We start from the raw sequence: 17,771 nt of genomic DNA, 5'->3' as shown, positions 1-17,771 counted from the left end.
GTGTTCTGCCTATTTTGTTTTTATATTGTTATTTAATCGACTCTGGGAGCGTAAAGTTATATAGCTCAGCAAGAGTGAATGGGTTTTTCTGCGTCAATGGAGTGATGCGTAAGCTTAAGTCCCTCCCTGACACTTTTATGTCACTGACAAAGCTGCCGTTATGAGTGTTTGTCAAGGTCGAGTCACCTAGCAATCTGTATATCGCCCATTGACCACTCTTATTTAAAACGTGCTGTCTACCTTCGTCTGTTACATCCTGGAGCGTGATACTAATATTGAAGTCACCATTTTGCGGTGGCCAGGCCATTTCACGAATTCGGCTTGGACCGTGGTAGTAACTCATATTGGTATCTGCAATTTTTAAACTGGCTCTAATTGCACTAGAGTCAAGGTCGAGTACTCTTGCACTAAACGGAATATGAACTCGGTTGGTGCTTTTATTAATTAATGTATCTCGAATGACATTATAGTTGCGTAGTTGCACTAGCAGAGCTGGAGAGATTGGCATCGTCTCACCATCTACCTGCTTTGGCGTCCACAAGTTCGTATCGTAGAACGGTGCAAAGTTTTTCTGAATAAATGTGTCTAACAAGCCACCTGAAGCAAATAGCAATTCGAAATCTTCAATTGAGATTTCCTCGGTCGCTGTTAGGTCAAATGGATATTTCCCTAATCCAATCTTTTTAAACTTGGTATAAATTTCACTGTACCACTGAGTTTGGATGCCTTTTGCGGACTCTGTAATCATTACTGACCAGCTTTGCTGAACCACATCTAGTAACCAGCTGCGAACGGGTTCTGGTGATTTTTGTGCAATCTGTTTAAGCTTGATTAATGGGTCCGCCTCAGTACTGTTCATTCGATGCTGTGCTGCTGCTAGCGCCGCCATTTGTGGATCTGGCGCGTCGGCGATGTCCTTCATGTAGGTGCGAACACGGCTCAACGCTGCAACGGTCTCATCCCAAGGAGTAGGGGAGTTTGGTGTCTCACTCACTTGAAGCTGGTTTAATAAGTGAAAGGCTTGCTCAACACGTTGCATTAGTAAGTAATCAGGCTTTACCACTTCTTCTACGGCATCTGATGCAGAATCTGCTGCTGCCGCGAGTTTCGGGTCAAGTTTTGAAATTAGAACGCTTTTTTCGCCAACGGGTGAAAATTGCGTGTTGGCAGAGACCTGCTTCAATACCGTTGTCATTGGTGAAGAAGGGCCAGAGATTAAGTCTATCGCGTTGGTCAGGTCACCAACGTTGTCATAGTTTTGGACTTTGAGCTCACTCAGCGCATTACGCCAGTTATTGATGTAGTCATCAGTATATTTTTTTCGCACTTCTTCTTTAAAGGCTTCTTGCTCTTCGTTGGTAGGGATGACATGTTGCGATAGACCTAGAACCCAGTTGTCGCTGATTACTCGTTGTGACATTAAGTCCACGCGTGGTCGATAAAAGGTGCTAAAACCTGTGGAGGTATAGATCTTATCGACGATTAAGCGTTCGCTATCGATTGGCGTGTTAAATACATTGCTAAATTCAAAACCGACGGCTCGTTGCAGATCTAATGTTCCTAAATCAATAGAGCTTGCTTCGTTTAAAATGTCTGCATACACGAGGTCGACATTCGAATTTGCAAGTAATGAGCGACGTGTTGCACGAACAAGATCCATGTTGATATCGATTGGAGCAAATTGTGTGCGAAAGTAGGCGTCTAAGTAGCGCATGGCCTGATCAACGACGTCACTTCGGTTACTCAAATCACTCATCATTTGGAGTGTTTGATGACGTAAAAAACGGATATCACGCTTAGATGGATCGTTAAGCATTAAATACCCCTTCAATAGAGGTAAAGCGCGCGTGAAAGCGTTTTGATTTTGTGCCAATTGTAGGCGGTAACCTTTCTCAATCAGAGGTATTAGCTGCTGAGCGACTTCCTTAAGTAGCGCTTCGTAGGCAATGCGTGTGCTTTGATCCAAACGGCTAATATTGAGTGGTAATATTTCCTCATCTAAAGCCTTAGAACCTTTAAGCCATGCCCCATAAGACGGTTCTATCGCTTTGGTTGCATTTTCTAAAAGCTCACTAAATCTTGCATCGTGCTCTGCTTGTGATTTGTCATCAATACTTAGTAGTTGATTCATCACATGTAAGTTACTGTCTAACGTAGTTGCAAAAAAGTAACTACCGCCAGCAAGCAGAATAATGGAGCCGAGTATGGCTAAACGGCTTTGTCTCTGAATTAGACGAAGATACGTCTTGTTTTCTCCCGCAAAATCGCTCTCAGGCAATATTTGCGAATCAATCAGAAAGCGAGAAAAATACGGTGTTTCCGTCAACTGGGTATGCTCAGAGGCGATAATTGGTAAGTTGAAGTAGTTACTACAACTTTTTGCTAGTAAATTGTATTTACGACCGCCTTGTAAACTTGAGCTAAAGAAAATTTCACGGATATCTAGCGAATAAACACCGTTGTTAACATCACACAGACGCTCAAGAACATAGCTGACTTCAGACTGACATAGCTCAAACTGCTTAGGGAAAGCGAGAATTGCCTGTTTCTCGTCGATATCTGTTGAGTTAGCTGATGCATCTAGCGCGTTACTTTCAAGCACTTTAACTAGATTTCGGTAGCTATCACGGTAGTATTCTGAAAAAACACCTTTGGCCTCTTTCAGCGGGATAGAAAGGAACTCTACACGTGTCTTAAGAGAGCTAAAGTGCATGTATTCTTTAAATCCATCTAACTTGTCTAGCTTCGACATAAGTAGATAAATGGGTAATGCTGACGACGTTTTAGAGTTGATAGTGCTCAAGCGCTCCAATAACGACGAAATAGTGTACTCTTTTTGTTCTGGCTCAGAGACGATCATGAACTCGAAGTCGATGAAGAATAAACAGCCAGAAAAGGGTTTTCTAGGTCGGTGGCGAATCACTTCTTCGATGAATGTATTCCATAAAGAAGCATCACTGCTTGATATTTCTTGAAACACTAAGCGTTGGTCAGGTTTGATGTATACAGCGCTGTCAGATTCGTACCATTCAAAAAAATCATTCTTAGCGGTTCTCGTGCGATCCATTGGTTTAATTGCACTAGAATTAAATAAAAATTGACGTCGCCCTGACCCTTTATTACCAAGCATCAGATAAATTGGTTTCTTCCCTGAGTTAGCAAGAAGAGGTTGGATAACCATAGAAAGAGCTTCTTCCTCAGTTTCCAAATTTTGAGCTTTAGCGCTGTTCTTTTTTTTCAACCATAGTGTGAATTGAAAAGTGACGTAGAAAATGGCGATAACACCAAGGCTCAGCCAAAGATACAGTTTATCTGCATCTTTTAGAAAAAGAAGATAAATAGCGGTAATGGTTATCGCCACTAAAAGCGTTAATATAGTAGAAATCACAACTGGATTTCTAAACAGTTTTTGTTTGAACATAAGCCTAAAACTTCTTTAATTGTATTGTTATTTATTGTCAGTTTTTTCAGCTTGTAGCTGACTCAATTTATATAGGTAGATGTTCAGTAAAAGGGTTGCGCGGTCAATTTCCTTTTGCTGTGAATACTTTTCAGCGTATTCAATACGACCTAGAAGCGGGAATAGTGAGTTACTATATTCGTACGCCGTTTTAGAGTTCTTATCTACATTCTGTCTAGCTACGTTGGCAAACACCGTTCTTGCGTCTGAGAATCGCTTATACACATCCATAAACTGGTCTTCTAAATGGGCGCTCTGTGTCAAAAAGTTTTGACGTAACTGCTGGGCAGAAGATGAATCTGGATAGATTGCGATTAATTCATTGGTCAAGCTATCGAGCTCGCTGACGTTACTTACTTTGGCCGAGTCTAAAAACCAGTTATTCATCATAATATCTACGCGATTAATAGTTGGTGTTTTCAGTGTCTGGGCATATTTTTTATTTTCGTAATCTAACGAGGCGACCAACTTTACAAGTTCATTAAGTGAAGCTTGACTAATTTTTTGCTCCAGCGTTCGATAGCGTTGTTGTTCGTACACAAAATGTGAACATATCGCCGTAACAATCAAGCCAATGATGAAGTAGATCATAAATCGGCCGGACTTTGTTGGGTTCGTTTTTTCACTGTTATTGAGGGGGGATGGCGAGTCCGGGGCAGGAGAGGGAGATACATTCACTTTAATTTCAGGTGTTGCCTGTGCGGAAGCTGAAGCGTTAGTATTTGCTTGTTTTTTCTCACGTAACTCTATGGCATGTTGTTGTTCTTTTATCTGTTCAGCCCATTGATTTAAGATACGACGAATGCGACCAAATGAAGGCGCTTGAATACCGTAATGAAGGCGAAGCTCTTCCTCTATTCTTAAACACAACTGGTGCGCAGCTTCAATCAGTGGAAGTTCTTCCGGCAACGCACGGTGCTTATTAATACGTTTTTCAGTATGCTCCACCATCCATTCAATTGCGCTCATTCGTGCTTTTGACTTTGAATGTTCAGGGTATGCGGTGTTCCAATAGACCACACACACATCAAGCAATGAATTTAACCCTTCAACAAGGCCTCTTAGACCATCGTTATATGTTGATGCGACCGTGAAGTAGCAGCAACAACGTAAGTCTTTAGCGTGAGTGCTCAAGATTTTTTTTGAGAGTGTTTGAACCGTTTTCCAAGAGACTCTTCCGGTGACTTTATTAAGATTATTTATTTGACGTTTTATTTCGTCAAAGTCTTCAGAGCCATTAGGGTTAGAGCCGCTTGGGTTATTTTCATCGATTGGTCTTCGAGCGAAGTCGCTAAAAAACATAAGGCAAATTCCAACTGATCATATAGAAGTATTAAAGTATATAGGACTCCACTGCTGTTATATTAAATTGTAAGCAGTGCATTACCGAAGTGATTCTATAGATAAAAGAAGTTGTTTAGATAATAAAAACACTTAAAAAATAAATTAAATTATCCTTAGTGTGATCTTTGTTCATAATATTAATGTCAATAGTTCGATTTGTTTTTAAGGAGAGCCTTATATATGACGAAGTCGATCTTTTGAGTTAATAAATGTAATTAAATTGTTAATTTTGTCTGTTTTTTGTTCGTCTGTGTTCTTTAAATTAGCCCTCTTAAATTGGTGATAGAGCCTTCTTAATTTTTATTTAATTAAATTGGTTTACAGGCTCATTGCTTTAACTCAGTTCGGTCCATTAGTTTTTGTTTGTAGGTAAAATAACCAACCCTGTAGTTGAAATGTATTAAGTTGTAGGTGTTTTTTTAGGCTTATTGAAAAAGAGAATATAATTGATATCTTTCGCCTCTAAGTAGAATATCGGTTTTCCTAGAGGGACGAAATGCTAAAACCAAGTCAAATCGGGCTGATTTCAGCCATGTGTCTATTTTCTTCTTTTGCAGTCGCAAAGGGAGAGCGTTATGGACTCTCTGCCAGTATGTTGACTATCGATAGCATTAATTACGAAGAAGGTAACAGTGGTGAACAAGACACTCTGAGGTTTGGCTTGGTTCATTCTCGCCCTATTGATGAAAATAATAACCGTTGGCGCTGGTGGTTAGGGCTTAACTACCTAGCAGAAGATATCGAAGCGCCAGCTAGCGGTCTATATCAAGAAGTAACTAACTATGAACTTCGTGTTGTACCGCAATATGCGCTGGCTTCTTGGAGCGTTTTCACACCGTACGTAGGTGCTGGTTTATCTGCAGGTTACTCACAATATTCAAACCGTTGGCAAGTTGACCCAGAAGGTTACCGCTATAAGAGTGTCGAGGACATCGATCAGTTCGAGCTGGGTGCAGTTATCGCCGTTGGTACGGTCATTAAGCTAGGTAGTAACCCAGATGCTCATATACAAATCATTCCTCAAGCCTCTTATATTCTCCCAGTTATCAATGATGGGATAGGTGGGCTTGAACTGTCTGTTTCTATGCTATTTTGAGGTATATAGATGCACTCAAATCAGCTAGTTCTATTTATTTCTAAATGCCCAGAGGAATACACAGGTGTCAAGCACATTGAAATGCCCGAGAGTGGTGGTTCAATAGGGCGTTCACCAAGTTGTAGTGTGTCTTTAACCGATCACAACCGCTTTATATCAGGCACTCATTGCCTGATCAGTGTGTATGGAGATACCTACTATATTAGTGACGTATCCACTAATGGCACTATGGTTAACGGAAACAAAATACTCAAAAATCAACCTGTTGCGATAGTCGATGGCGATATTATTTCTCTAGGACAATATGAAATTGGCGTTTCTCTGGAGCATGTTACCTCGACACAAGACATTGCCGCTGATATAGCCCCTGAGCGAGTATCCAATGATCCTTTGGTTAGCCTCGGTGACGCAGTTGTCGAAGAAGAAGAAAAAGTAGGCGCTTTAGAAGATTTGTTTATGGAGACTAAACAGGATGACATTGATTGTCATGATCCTGTTGCGCACCTTAACTTTTCAATGCAGCGAGATGATGATTATTTAATTCGTGACGATGAGCATCCAGAACCTGAACAGCCTAAAACGGTGGAAAGCACACGTCAGGTGGTCGATGACAGTTTCAGCATATACTCCGAGTTCGATCAGCCAAGCCTCATCCCTGAAGATTGGATGGCTACGGAGACCAAGAGTAACGCATCAATAAAGGGTTCGTTAGGGATAGAGGTAGAGAACGGTACGCCACATAGAGAAGATATTGTCTCAGAAGAGACGGTTCAACCCCAAACGACGATTCTAGATAGGGCAGTTCAAAGACAGCATCATGCACCTAACTCCACCGAGACGATCGTCGAACATACTGCTAAAGGCTCAAAATGGGAAGAGATGACACAGTCATTTACTCCCTCTTCTCAAGCTAATCAGCAACTGCAAATGCCTGCGGTAGAACCTACGATAAACAGTACGACTAAAGAGCAAGCGGGTATCGAAGCAACCGCCTGTTCTCAAGATATAGCACAAGCGTTTTTTGATGGTTTGGGTATTCGAAATCCCGATCTAATGACGAATGAAGCTCAGTTGTTCAAACAAATGGGCACTTGTTTGCGCTTATGTATTGATAACCTGCAGAAAGAATTACACGAAGTAGAGTCCTTGAAAGAAGAGCAGAGTACGAGTGAGTCTAACTCTAACATTGCGGAGCTGATGCTGACTCTCAATAGCCAACATCTACTGGCTCCAAATGAACTGGTAGAACAAATGCTTGATGAGTTGAATGACCACCAAGTCACGTTTAATAAAGCGCTGAATGAGCTCATTTTAGAACAATCAGAGACGAACGATCCCGTTGCATTTGCTAACAAAGTGGCGAGTCAATCTTTGTTCTCAACGAAGTCAAAAATGTGGGGCGAATATTTAGATTTCTACTCTAACAATCGTCGCCTGCTCAACGAAACATCCTTAAAAGGGCTGATTAAGAAAAACTATAACAAAGTGATTAAGGGAAACCATGCGTAGTATCGCCGTATTACTCGGATTTGCCATGTTGTCCGGTTGTTCCATGTGGGATCAATTTAAAGAGTCCACGGGTATCACACCAGAAACTTCGTCCATTGAATTGGTTATTGAGGCGTCACCTGTACTCAATGTGAGAGATGGGGGGCAGTCATCTCCGGTCATTCTCCGTCTTCACGAATTAAATTCGCCAGTTTTATTCCGAAGCTTAGATTTTTTTGCGCTGTTTGAAAACGATAAAGCGTCGTTGGGTGATGAGTACATCAAACGTTATGAATATCAAATACAGCCAGGTGGAAAAGTTCATGAAATGCTAACGCTAGACCCTGACACTCGTGCCGTCGGTTTTTCTGTGGCCTTTCGTGATATTGATGGTTCGTCATGGCGTAAAGTTGAAGTCATTGAAGAGAAGAGCGAGTACTACATCAAGCTCAAGTTAGAAGGCAGTGAGTTAATTTCTGATAATACTCGCGGCATTGAACAGGTTTACTTTTAAGGGATAGAAACATGTCTTTATACAATCCAGTTGTTTGGCAAGATGGAATGTTCATGAAGCCGCAGCATTTTCAACAACTCGATCGTTCGCAAAGTAAACTGTCGAGTATGTTGAGCAACAACGCGTCTCCTTTACATTGGGGGATTAAGCGTTTGGAAATTAATTCACAACTGCTAGCTCTCGGTAAAATTGGTATTACGCGTGCAGAAGGCATCCTACAGGACCGTACGCCATTTGAGCTTCCACTGCTCGCTGAACTACCAGAAGTGAAAGATGTGGATCCTTCGATTGCCGATAAAGTGGTTTATTTGTGCTGTCCGTTACCATCGGAACGTTCTGAGTTATTTGGCACTAAAAAAGACGGTGCACGTTATACGATGGAATCTCAAGAAGCGGTTGATGCTTGTTATGATTCGGAAGACATGGCAAATATCGTTGTCGGTAAGCTTAACTTTTGCTTAATGTACGACCATGAAGATAAAAGTGCTTACACGTCTATTCCGATCCTCAAGATCTCGGAAGTGAAGCCAGATGGTAGCGTGATCTTAGATGATAGTTTCATTCCTACCTGTATTGATATTCACGCATCTACGGTACTTAATAAGTTCGCGACGGAGTTTGCTTCTATGCTGAAGCACCGCGCAGAATCCATAGTTCAGCGACTGGGAGTGGTGGATCAACAAGGCGTATCATCAGTTTCTGACTTTATGCTATTGCAAGCGCTCAATAGATACGAACCCTTGTTTTGGCATTTTGCAAACACAGAAGCTGTACACCCTGAGTCTTTGTATCGAATTCTTCTTCAGGCAGAGGGCGAGCTTTCGACGCTGTGCTCGACGACACGCCGACCTATTGAGTTTACTAAATACAATCATGGTGATCTTACTAGTTGTCTTTCTCGCGTTCTAGACAGTGCGAAAATGACATTGAGCGTGATGTCTGAACAAAGAGCAATTCCACTGACCTTAAAAGATCAGAACTATGGCATCAGAACGGCAGCGATCCCTGACAATAAGATCATTGATACGACGACCTTTATTCTTGCAGTTAAAGCCGACGTTACCTTGGATGTCCTGCATACGCAGTTTGTCAGCCAAACGAAGATCGGTTCAATCGATAACATTCGCGACTTGATTAACCTTCAACTGCCTGGGATTGAGATCAAACCAATGCCAGTTGTGCCACGCGCGCTGCCGTATCACGCTGGCTATACCTATTTCGAGCTCGATAAAACGGGCGAAGAGTGGATGGCATTGAAGAACACTGCTGCGATTGCGATTCACGTTGCGGGCGATTTCGCTAACTTATCATTGCAACTTTGGGCCGTTCGTCTATGAGTTACGCAGAAACAGACGTCACCGTAGTCTTATTCCAACCAGAGCCTGGCAAACCAATGGAAGTAATGCCAGCGCCTGACTTATCGAGAAACATCGCAGTACAAGATCTATCTATCGACAACATGGGTATTAACCCGCTGGTAGATCAATTCTCATGGTTGATCGCCAGTCTGTCTTGTATGTCTTCGATCCCTTGGCTTGATGACCCGATGCCATTTCGTGAACAAGTGGCACGTGAGATTCGAAAAGGCGAACGAAAACTTAATGAAATGGAGCTCGATCGTGCTTCGGTTCTTGTTATTCGTTACTGCTTGTGTGCGGCGATTGATGAATCTGTTTGTCGGCAAGAATGGGGAGCAAATAGTCACTGGAGCCAGAACAGCTTACTGTCTGAATTCCATAACGAAACATCTGGTGGTGACAAGTTTTTCGTTATTCTCGACCGCTTAAAAGCCGACCCTCGCAAATACCGTCACGTTATAGAGTTTCTCTATTTATTGCTTCAACTTGGTTTCCAAGGCAAGTACGGCCGTGAAGAGCGTGGTAACGAAAAGTTAGCGGAAATTGGCAGCACCATTTATCGATTAGTGCGAGATGACCGCCTAGCAGAACAAGAAAAAGTTTCTTTAATCAACCTTAAAGCTAAATACCTAAAGAAGCCGTTAAAAAGGGTAATTTCACCCAAGCTGATCTTGAGTCTTAGTGCGATTACGTTTGCGCTTATGTATGCGGCAACCTACATCGTCATAGACTTAAAATTCCAGCAACTGCTTGAAGTGTATAGATAACCAGAAATCTAAAAATGAGATCTTCTGCCAGTTTTAAGGTTTGCTGTGAATATCACTGGTTTTTTAGTGAAATTCACTAGTCATTTAGAGAGATTGCAATGTGCGATCTCTTTTATCATTCAATCAATAAAATTCAAATGGATTGGTTATGGGCGTAACAGTTGGTGCGAATGGACTTTCGATAGTTCATAAAGGCTCAGGTGGTGAAGCGAATGCAACGCTCCCAGATGTTTGTTTAACTAAGGTCGGCAAGCCAGTCGTTCCTATCCCTTATGGCAACAATGCTAAATCAGCAGACCTTGCAGGTGGGACTACGACGGTCTCTATGGATGGCGGTAACAGTGTCGCTATCAAGGGCAGTACGTTCTCAAAAAGTACCGGCGATGCGGGCGGTGACAGAAAAGGCGTTTCCTCAGGCACGATAGAAGCCGAAGCAAAATTCATTTCAGCCTCACCAACGGTTAAATTTGAAGGTAAGGGCGTATGTCGCCTGTCCGATCAAATGACCATGAACAAAGCTAACACTATGTGTTTGGGTGGCGCACAAAACCCATCGGTTTCTGTGACTGAAGAGCAGGAAGGGACGTATACGTTGGATATAGAATGCAAATATCCAAATGGGCTCCCTTACTCTAATGCACAATTTTCTTTAGTCGAACCTTCAGGTGCTGTCATTGGGAGTGGAGTGCTGGATTCTAGCGGAAAAGCATCTGTTAATGGTCTCGCTCTAAAAGAATGCAAGTTAGTGCTCAGCGAAACTCAAGACTCTTATACGCCGAACCAATCTTTAGCTGAAAATATTGTGACGGAAACTTACCCTGATCCGAATGATTTTTGTACGTTTGTCGCAGGTCGCCGCTCGCCATTTTGGGAAGATCGTGTTGGGGTTGCTAATGACTGGGGGATATTGATGTCCCCATCCTTCAGTGATGATGACTTTAAAGATATTGTGTTAGAGCAAAGCCGTATATCGTCTCCTTATGCGATTAGTCAAAATCACTCTAAAGATTTTTCTGATGCTTATGTTTCGGCACTTTATCACATCCAAACTGATACTACTGCGCTAGAGAAATATGAACCTTTAGTTGAACTGCTCTTGGAGCAAGTGCACGAAAATGGCGATATATTGAGAGTCTTATATCAAGCTGATGTGTTTGAGCCTCCCTATGAATTATTAGCGAAGCTTCGCTTTTTAGGGACTGGGAATACTGTGAAGTATTTGCAGTTTGTTTTATGGACGTTGATAAACAATCAAATCTGTTCATACATCGATGAGCTAAACAGTGAAATCATCGGTCGTTTAGATTTCATACAAAGCCAAGCTTCTGCAAGATCGTTGAGTTCTGTTGAAGAGGGTATAAACGGTTATAAAAAAGCACTTAACCACTTCAAACAAGCACTTCCTGACGTCATTAGCCAAATTTTCGAAACCAAAAATGACACCCTAATTTCTATATCGGCAATGGCCCTTGGGAGCACCGTTAACATAGCGAGCCAATCTAGCTTTGCTACTAATTTAGGTAGGGTTAATGCGGTGGTGTACACGAAGTCAAACAACTTGAACCGCCCATCATTTGTCACTTTTGACGATAACTTTTCTGACTAGGACATTTAAATCATGGATGCAGTTTTTCCGATAGCGCAACGAGAAGGTGACGCTTACTACACGCTCAGTGATTTTACGAAATTGTTTGCTCAAGCTAAGAGTGGTCGTTACTTAATAGGACAAGGATATGGTTGGCATAGTGGCGTTCACTTAACATCAAAAATGTTACCGTGGGGGAAAGGGCTCAGACCTATTCAAGCGATGCTTGATGGAAAAATAGTGGCATTTCGCATAAATCCTGATTACCTAACATCAACGTACCAAGAGCAAGAGTTTAAATACAGTAATAACTTTGTGCTTATCGAGCATGAGGCTGCAAACCCCGAAGATAGTGAAGGTGTATTTAAATTCTATACACTTTATATGCACCTTGCGCCACCTTCAGATATTGGCGCCAATTCATCAATAAACACGCGTTATCGCTTACAAGAAAGGCGTAATGTACGCATTTTCGAACATAGTGATGTGCCTACTAACTCTAGCGTAAAAGTAAAAAAACGGTCGATGTCTAAAGGGACATTACTTGAATACCTGTATGCTGAAGAGAAGGAAACCCACCCATACCAGATCGGCAAAAATACCTACAAAATGATAAAGTGCCGTGTGGTAGAGAATGGTGAATCGCCAAGTGGTAGCGAAAAAGCACTGTTAAACAAGATTGTTTGGTTTGCTTCGGGTCTCAATAGTGACTTTGACATTTTGGAAGATTCCTCTGCTGTCCTATCAGAATCGGTTTCAGAACCTAAATGGATGTCGGACAACGCGGCAATGATTAGGGACGGTAGTGTGGTTTCTTTACTCTCGATATTATTTAGAGAGGGAATAAAAGTTTCAGCTGGGGAAGATATCGGCTACATGGGACTGCACGAGTACAGCAACGATGCAATAGGAACTAAGAAAGACGATAATCGCGTGCATATCGAGATGTTTTCTTTTGAGGAGCCGCCCGAATTTTTCAAAAAACAGATTTCTCCCAAAAATGCGGAAGAAAATCCACTGGTCGTTCTCGATGGATCCGATAGTAGTGGTGCCGTTGATATGAGTAATTTGTTTATTCAGCAGTTACTTGAATCTGTGACAGAAGATCAAGTAACGGATTTTTCCTCGTTCACTGCTCGTGATGCCAAAGTATACTTAGATGGTAAGCGTAAACACTTTGAGCGATTTATAGTGAAACATCCTACAGATTGGCATACAGAATCGTCACAAAGTCTTTATGAATCAATCCATCAGACCGCAAAGGAAGCAATAGATATTAAGTGCTCGGCCGGTTTTGTGACTGAAGAAGACTACCGTAACTCCCCATGGCGCGATCAAGTGATGGATAGCTTTGATCTTTTCTCGCAATTCGAACTGGAAAGAGCAGATAAGTTCTCATGGATGCAAGATTTACAAGGTGATTTACAACTAGGTGATGATAAGAGCCTTTGGCATTATTGGCCGTTTACGCCTCATAGTTACGGTTTTAGTATCGATATTGAATATTTTATAACACAGTATAAGCTTAGGTTTCCTAAGTTACGTCAACCATTTATTTTCGGCTCTCGTTCAGAAGGAAACTTGAGGAATTTGTTAAAAGTTATAAACGAATACTATTCTGAATCTAGTAATGAATATAAGTTTGATGTTAGAAAAGTAGCGTATATGTTAGCAACGGCACAACATGAAGCTTATCATTTTTTAAGTGGTGAGTATTTTAGCTTAAAACCAGAAATAGGAAGCAAAGACTACTTTAATAAATATGATCCAGTTTTGGCGGATACAGCTGAGTATCGTGAAAGAGCAAAACTAAATGGTAATTTAAAAGAAGGTGATGGATTCAAGTATCGAGGAAGAGGATATGTACATTTAACATGGAAAAATAATTATCAAAGAGCCAAGGATAAATTTGGCATTGACTTTGTTAACTCTCCCGATTTGGCAATGACGCTTCACAACTCTTTTATGATAATGTTGTGGGGAATGGAAGAAGGAATTTTCACTGGTAAGAGCTTAGATGACTACATTGGTAAGAATACAGATTACATTAATTCTAGAAAGATAATTAATGGTTCAGATCAAGCAGATTTGATAGCTTCTTATGCAAAAGAATTTGAAAGTATATTAGGTGATTCGATATGAAAAAAATATTTCTATTTGTGCTTTCCATAGCTATTTATGGTTGCGCTCATGCAAGCACAGTTTATAAAGAAGACGATGGTGACTTATTGATTTTAGGTAAGGCATACGATGACATTTTGAAAAAGGGCTATTCAAGGAGTGTTAATCTTATTAAGTTTAACGATCAACCTGCATTAGAACTAACCAATGTAAATGGTGTCAACGCTATATTTACTTTTAGTGAGCGTCAAATTGATAAAATAAACTGTATTTATAATAATAGCCGAAACCCAATGAATGGCATATTAAATAGAAATGCAGTTTGTGGTCTTTCCATTGACATAGTTGATGCATTGGATAACTACTCTAATGTTATTAACAAAGTAAGTAATAAAGAAAATAGTTTTATATTTTCTGAAGATAAATTGTCTTTCTTTGATAATGGTACTGGAATGGAAATAGAAAAATATAAATTAAATGATTATTATGCAAATATCATATATTACTCCTTGGATGATTTTATAAACTCTCGCCCTGTTGTTGATTTTTATATAAAAGGACATCGTGGGAAATATAAAAATTATTATTTTGTTTATGATGTTAATTACAAGCTGGACCACATTCTGTATCTTGCAAAGTCATGGAATAAAATTAGTATTAATTAACAACATCACTCGAGATAGAGGTTGGTACCTAGGGTGTTTCTTAAAGATAAGCCTAGTAATTTCATTTTAAAATAATAAAGTTTTTTGACTTTAAATCGCCTAGCCCTTAGGACACAGCTACAAAAAGCGCCTTTTGGCGCTTTTTGTAGCTGTAAATTCAAATATATCTAATAATATTCTTAGTTGGACTAGGAGTTACATATTCTTAGAGAAAGCGAGATATTAGAAATTTATGGTAAACAACGTGTTATGACTGACGACGAAAGCATATTTAAAAAACACTACGAGCTATTTAATATGAACTATTATTTGATTTTATCATTAATTTCGAACGTATCAACTGCAAGCAGTTTATCTGTGAAAGATAGAAATTTCCTTTATAGTAGTGATGGAAAATCGTTCTATCTTTATCCAAAGAATAGCTATTATGAATCAGTTACTACTGATGAAGAAATATCGATATCTCCCAATCGTAACTATGCTATTCTTCCTAAAGTTGAAATAGTCTCCTTTTGGAATGAAGATGGACAAGAAGTTAGAAGAGAGATACAACACTGCGATTTGATCGACATGCGCTCAGGGTGTGCGTACTTGAAACCTATTCTGGAGAGCCATGCGCAGCACAATGGAGTGGGGATGATGGAATAACTACTTCTTATGGCTCAATCCAGATACCAGACACATCAAATCAAGAGGAGCCTGCACAGTTGTTATTGGATCTAGATTATACTGTTCTTGAGTTTTCAATAAATAACTACCAGGCCTGCTACCCATTGACCTCTGAAAATGAAAATACATATAGAAATATAACAGAAAAACTGAAAGATAATTATAATAGAACAGATTAATATATAACTTTAGTGAGCTGGATTTTTTATAATATCCCATTATCAAGAATGATTCCTACCCACTTTCTTAGTAGTACATAAATTTTTTAAATGAAATTTTTATTTATTGTATTGTTACCATTTTTTTGTAAATACAGGCTGCGAACAAGACTCTGTTATATTTACATGTGATTTGGAAAATAAAGGTGGTGGCTTGAAAGCTTGTTTTAATCAAGCCGAGAATTCGATGTGCTTCTTTGTTGACGAAAATGGGTTGAAAACAGTTTATGCCTCACGACAAGGGAAGAGTTTAGATAGCTATAAATGGATAGATATTTCTCTTGAAGAACCTGAATTCATTCCTTTGAAATTTGAAGTAAATGAAAACAAGAATGCGTACTTTTCATTGACAAGAGGTGGTGGACGGTTGAGTGTTGTTGCTAACTCCGTTGACATGATTGAAGATGAAAATGCTGTTGAGTACTACTGTGAATTGGGAACTGAAACAGCTCTGGCTCCTAGCGTTAGATTAAAAATAAAACACGTAAAGCCCAATGAGTTTGAAGCTTGGGATTAAATAGCAATAGATTCCAGTGAGAGCCTAAATAAAATTCATTGTAATAAAGAGTTAGCTTTTCTAGAAAATTTACTCGAGACGTTTGGATAAGAAATGTTCAGATAAAAAGCGCCGAAAGGCGCTTTTTATTTTCTTTAAAATAAAGTATGGTCTCCCTCCTTTTAAAATGGTAAGTGTTGAATAATTCTACAGTGGTTAGGTAAATGAATAAAATAACTAAACTCGCTTTGGCTTTGTCCGTATTGACATCTGTTGTTGGGTGTCAACTGGTCTCAAATACGCCGATGCAATCGACAGCAACGAAGGAAATAATTGAAAAAGCAAAGGCAGAGTTTGATGGACAACGTTTTTATAAGTTGAATGAATATGATCAAGAAATCAACGTTTCAGATGACGGGGTCATTACCTTCAAGTCTTACTTACCACGCAGCGGCGGCTATGAATGGGTACCAATTGTGATACGCGATACTAGTTTTCGTGTTTCTTGCGATTATTTCAGTGAATATGTTGAAGCTGGAATGGTTGTTCAGGTTCAGTTTGTAGGTAAACGCGGGCGCATTGAAAATTACGACAAGCAACGTTGTGAAGAGTTTGGCGAGCCAACATGGCAATAAGATCTATGGATAATTAAAGCGCCGACAGGCGCTTTTTATTTACGCCTTAATTAACGTTAGAAGAGGTTTAGATCAATCTTCGGAAGATTAGGCAAGCAATGCGTAGTATCTGGTTAACGAAAAAATACGAAAGTTGCAACAATGTACGTGTCAGTAAAGTAGGAGCGATAAAGCATCCGCGTACTGTACTCATCGTGTGTTACGTTAATTAGGAGTGTCTACCATGAAAAGCCAGAACGACAATCAAGCAAGTTACCAAGATGAACCTGATGAAGGTCGTCGCAATATGATGAAAATGACGGGTGCCAGCGTGGTTGCTATGGGAGTCGGATCGCTCTCAACGAGTTCCGTTCAAGCTGAGACGCAAATAAATCTTGGTGACACCTGGGATAAAACATTTACGAAAAGTAACCAAGTTCAACATCGCAAAGTGAGTTTTAAAAACCGTTATGGCATCACGTTGGCAGCGGATCTTTATCAACCTAAAAACAAAAGTGGCAAGCTTGCGGCTATCGTCATTAGTGGTCCATTTGGCGCTGTGAAAGAGCAGTCTTCAGGGTTATATGCTCAAACATTAGCCGAGCGAGGCTTCATTACTTTAGCGTTTGATCCGTCGTATACCGGAGAGAGTGGTGGTGAACCAAGAAACGTTGCATCACCTGATATCAATACAGAGGACTTTAGCGCAGCTGTGGACTTTATTGGCCTACAGAAAGACGTTGATCGTCAGAAAATTGGTGTGATAGGCATATGTGGTTGGGGCGGCATGGCGTTAAACGCAGTTGCTGCAGATAAACGCGTCAAAGCAGTCGCAACCAGTACGATGTATGATATGACCCGTGTAATGTCTAAAGGCTATAACGACAGCACGACGTTTGAACAGCGCACGCAAACGTTAGAGCAGCTAAGCCTGCAACGATGGGAAGATGCCGAAAATGGAACACCTACTTACGGGCCAGTATCGCTTGAGTTAGTTGGAGGTGAGCCCCAATTTGTTGTTGAGTATGCAGCCTATTACAAGTCTCCTGAACGTGGCTTTCATCCACGAGCGATTAACTCAAATGCAGCATGGACACTCACAACGCCGCTGTCGTTTATGAATATGCCAATTCTGACCTACATTGAAGAGATATCTCCACGCCCAGTGTTGTTCATTCATGGCGAAAAGGCGCACTCTCGCTATTTCAGTGAAACGGCGTATGAAGCGGCGGCAGAGCCTAAAGAATTGATGGTGATTCCAAATGCGAATCATACGGATCTCTACGATCAATTGGATGTGATCCCATTTGATAAATTAGAGAGCTTCTTTAAGGTTAATTTAGTTTAGATCGCCCTCTAGAAGACAACTGAGGAGC

General features: G+C 40.5%; 13 protein-coding genes and 1 pseudogene. 12 read left to right on the top strand and 2 right to left on the bottom strand.

Annotation, left to right across the window (positions count from 1 at the left end):
- Positions 1-28: 28 nt before the first annotated feature.
- On the bottom strand, positions 29-3,421 hold the full coding sequence (gene tssM, locus NB463_RS11710; protein ID WP_258430850.1) for a type VI secretion system membrane subunit TssM: 3,393 nt from the start codon (positions 3,419-3,421) through the stop codon (positions 29-31).
- A gap of 27 nt (positions 3,422-3,448) precedes the next feature.
- Positions 3,449-4,762, bottom strand: a complete 1,314-nt coding sequence (locus NB463_RS11705) for a type VI secretion system ImpA family N-terminal domain-containing protein (RefSeq protein ID WP_258430851.1) — start codon at positions 4,760-4,762, stop codon at positions 3,449-3,451.
- 538 nt (positions 4,763-5,300) lie between these two features.
- On the opposite strand from NB463_RS11705, the gene NB463_RS11700 reads away from it, so the two are divergent.
- The 12 genes and pseudogenes from NB463_RS11700 to NB463_RS11645 all read left to right on the top strand — a co-directional run bounded on the left by NB463_RS11700 (position 5,301) and on the right by NB463_RS11645 (position 17,743).
- Positions 5,301-5,900 carry a hypothetical protein gene (locus tag NB463_RS11700; RefSeq protein ID WP_005392629.1) on the top strand — a complete coding sequence of 200 codons (600 nt, stop codon included), beginning with the start codon at positions 5,301-5,303 and terminating at the stop codon, positions 5,898-5,900.
- Between the two features lie 9 nt (positions 5,901-5,909).
- Positions 5,910-7,409 carry a type VI secretion system-associated FHA domain protein gene (locus tag NB463_RS11695; RefSeq protein ID WP_258430558.1) on the top strand — a complete coding sequence of 500 codons (1,500 nt, stop codon included), beginning with the start codon at positions 5,910-5,912 and terminating at the stop codon, positions 7,407-7,409.
- Positions 7,402-7,902, top strand: coding sequence for a type VI secretion system lipoprotein TssJ (gene tssJ, locus NB463_RS11690; RefSeq protein ID WP_005392625.1), 501 nt, complete (start codon positions 7,402-7,404; stop codon positions 7,900-7,902). The genes NB463_RS11695 and tssJ overlap by 8 nt, the downstream gene beginning before the upstream one ends.
- An 11-nt stretch (positions 7,903-7,913) precedes the next feature.
- A complete protein-coding gene (gene tssK, locus NB463_RS11685; RefSeq protein WP_006741084.1) occupies positions 7,914-9,239 on the top strand; it encodes a type VI secretion system baseplate subunit TssK in 1,326 nt (441 codons plus the stop codon).
- A complete protein-coding gene (gene icmH / locus NB463_RS11680; RefSeq protein WP_006741083.1) occupies positions 9,236-10,027 on the top strand; it encodes a type IVB secretion system protein IcmH/DotU in 792 nt (263 codons plus the stop codon). The genes tssK and icmH overlap by 4 nt, the downstream gene beginning before the upstream one ends.
- A 148-nt stretch (positions 10,028-10,175) precedes the next feature.
- Positions 10,176-10,743, top strand: a pseudogene (locus NB463_RS23950) (DUF4150 domain-containing protein); the annotation flags it as partial.
- A 902-nt stretch (positions 10,744-11,645) separates the two neighbouring features.
- On the top strand, positions 11,646-13,754 hold the full coding sequence (locus NB463_RS11670) for a hypothetical protein (RefSeq protein ID WP_258430557.1): 2,109 nt from the start codon (positions 11,646-11,648) through the stop codon (positions 13,752-13,754).
- Positions 13,751-14,398, top strand: a complete 648-nt coding sequence (locus tag NB463_RS11665; protein WP_258515994.1) for a hypothetical protein — start codon at positions 13,751-13,753, stop codon at positions 14,396-14,398. The genes NB463_RS11670 and NB463_RS11665 overlap by 4 nt, the downstream gene beginning before the upstream one ends.
- Before the next feature lie 249 nt (positions 14,399-14,647).
- Positions 14,648-15,046 carry a hypothetical protein gene (locus NB463_RS11660; protein WP_053807870.1) on the top strand — a complete coding sequence of 133 codons (399 nt, stop codon included), beginning with the start codon at positions 14,648-14,650 and terminating at the stop codon, positions 15,044-15,046.
- Positions 15,047-15,418: 372 nt separating this feature from the next.
- Positions 15,419-15,802: a hypothetical protein gene (locus NB463_RS11655; protein ID WP_226420499.1), complete on the top strand. Its 384-nt coding sequence runs from the start codon at positions 15,419-15,421 to the stop codon at positions 15,800-15,802.
- A 203-nt stretch (positions 15,803-16,005) separates the two neighbouring features.
- Positions 16,006-16,416, top strand: a complete 411-nt coding sequence (locus NB463_RS11650) for a hypothetical protein (RefSeq protein ID WP_053807869.1) — start codon at positions 16,006-16,008, stop codon at positions 16,414-16,416.
- Between the two features lie 223 nt (positions 16,417-16,639).
- Positions 16,640-17,743 carry an alpha/beta hydrolase gene (locus tag NB463_RS11645; protein ID WP_053807868.1) on the top strand — a complete coding sequence of 368 codons (1,104 nt, stop codon included), beginning with the start codon at positions 16,640-16,642 and terminating at the stop codon, positions 17,741-17,743.
- The last annotated feature ends 28 nt before the right edge of the window (positions 17,744-17,771 follow it).

The organism is Vibrio sp. RM-41-2B (assembly GCF_024744415.1).
GTDB classification, from domain to species: Bacteria; Pseudomonadota; Gammaproteobacteria; order Enterobacterales; family Vibrionaceae; genus Vibrio; species Vibrio diabolicus.
This window is presented reverse-complemented; position numbering and strand designations above follow the sequence as displayed.

What these genes read in the sequence shown, in the direction of transcription:
- tssM (WP_258430850.1), bottom strand. Translation starts at nt 3,421, where the DNA reads ATGTTCAAACAAAAACTGTTTAGAAATCCAGTTGTGATTTCTACTATA.
- NB463_RS11705 (WP_258430851.1), bottom strand. Translation starts at nt 4,762, where the DNA reads ATGTTTTTTAGCGACTTCGCTCGAAGACCAATCGATGAAAATAACCCA.
- NB463_RS11700 (WP_005392629.1), top strand. Translation starts at nt 5,301, where the DNA reads ATGCTAAAACCAAGTCAAATCGGGCTGATTTCAGCCATGTGTCTATTT.
- NB463_RS11695 (WP_258430558.1), top strand. Translation starts at nt 5,910, where the DNA reads ATGCACTCAAATCAGCTAGTTCTATTTATTTCTAAATGCCCAGAGGAA.
- tssJ (WP_005392625.1), top strand. Translation starts at nt 7,402, where the DNA reads ATGCGTAGTATCGCCGTATTACTCGGATTTGCCATGTTGTCCGGTTGT.
- tssK (WP_006741084.1), top strand. Translation starts at nt 7,914, where the DNA reads ATGTCTTTATACAATCCAGTTGTTTGGCAAGATGGAATGTTCATGAAG.
- icmH (WP_006741083.1), top strand. Translation starts at nt 9,236, where the DNA reads ATGAGTTACGCAGAAACAGACGTCACCGTAGTCTTATTCCAACCAGAG.
- NB463_RS11670 (WP_258430557.1), top strand. Translation starts at nt 11,646, where the DNA reads ATGGATGCAGTTTTTCCGATAGCGCAACGAGAAGGTGACGCTTACTAC.
- NB463_RS11665 (WP_258515994.1), top strand. Translation starts at nt 13,751, where the DNA reads ATGAAAAAAATATTTCTATTTGTGCTTTCCATAGCTATTTATGGTTGC.
- NB463_RS11660 (WP_053807870.1), top strand. Translation starts at nt 14,648, where the DNA reads ATGACTGACGACGAAAGCATATTTAAAAAACACTACGAGCTATTTAAT.
- NB463_RS11650 (WP_053807869.1), top strand. Translation starts at nt 16,006, where the DNA reads ATGAATAAAATAACTAAACTCGCTTTGGCTTTGTCCGTATTGACATCT.
- NB463_RS11645 (WP_053807868.1), top strand. Translation starts at nt 16,640, where the DNA reads ATGAAAAGCCAGAACGACAATCAAGCAAGTTACCAAGATGAACCTGAT.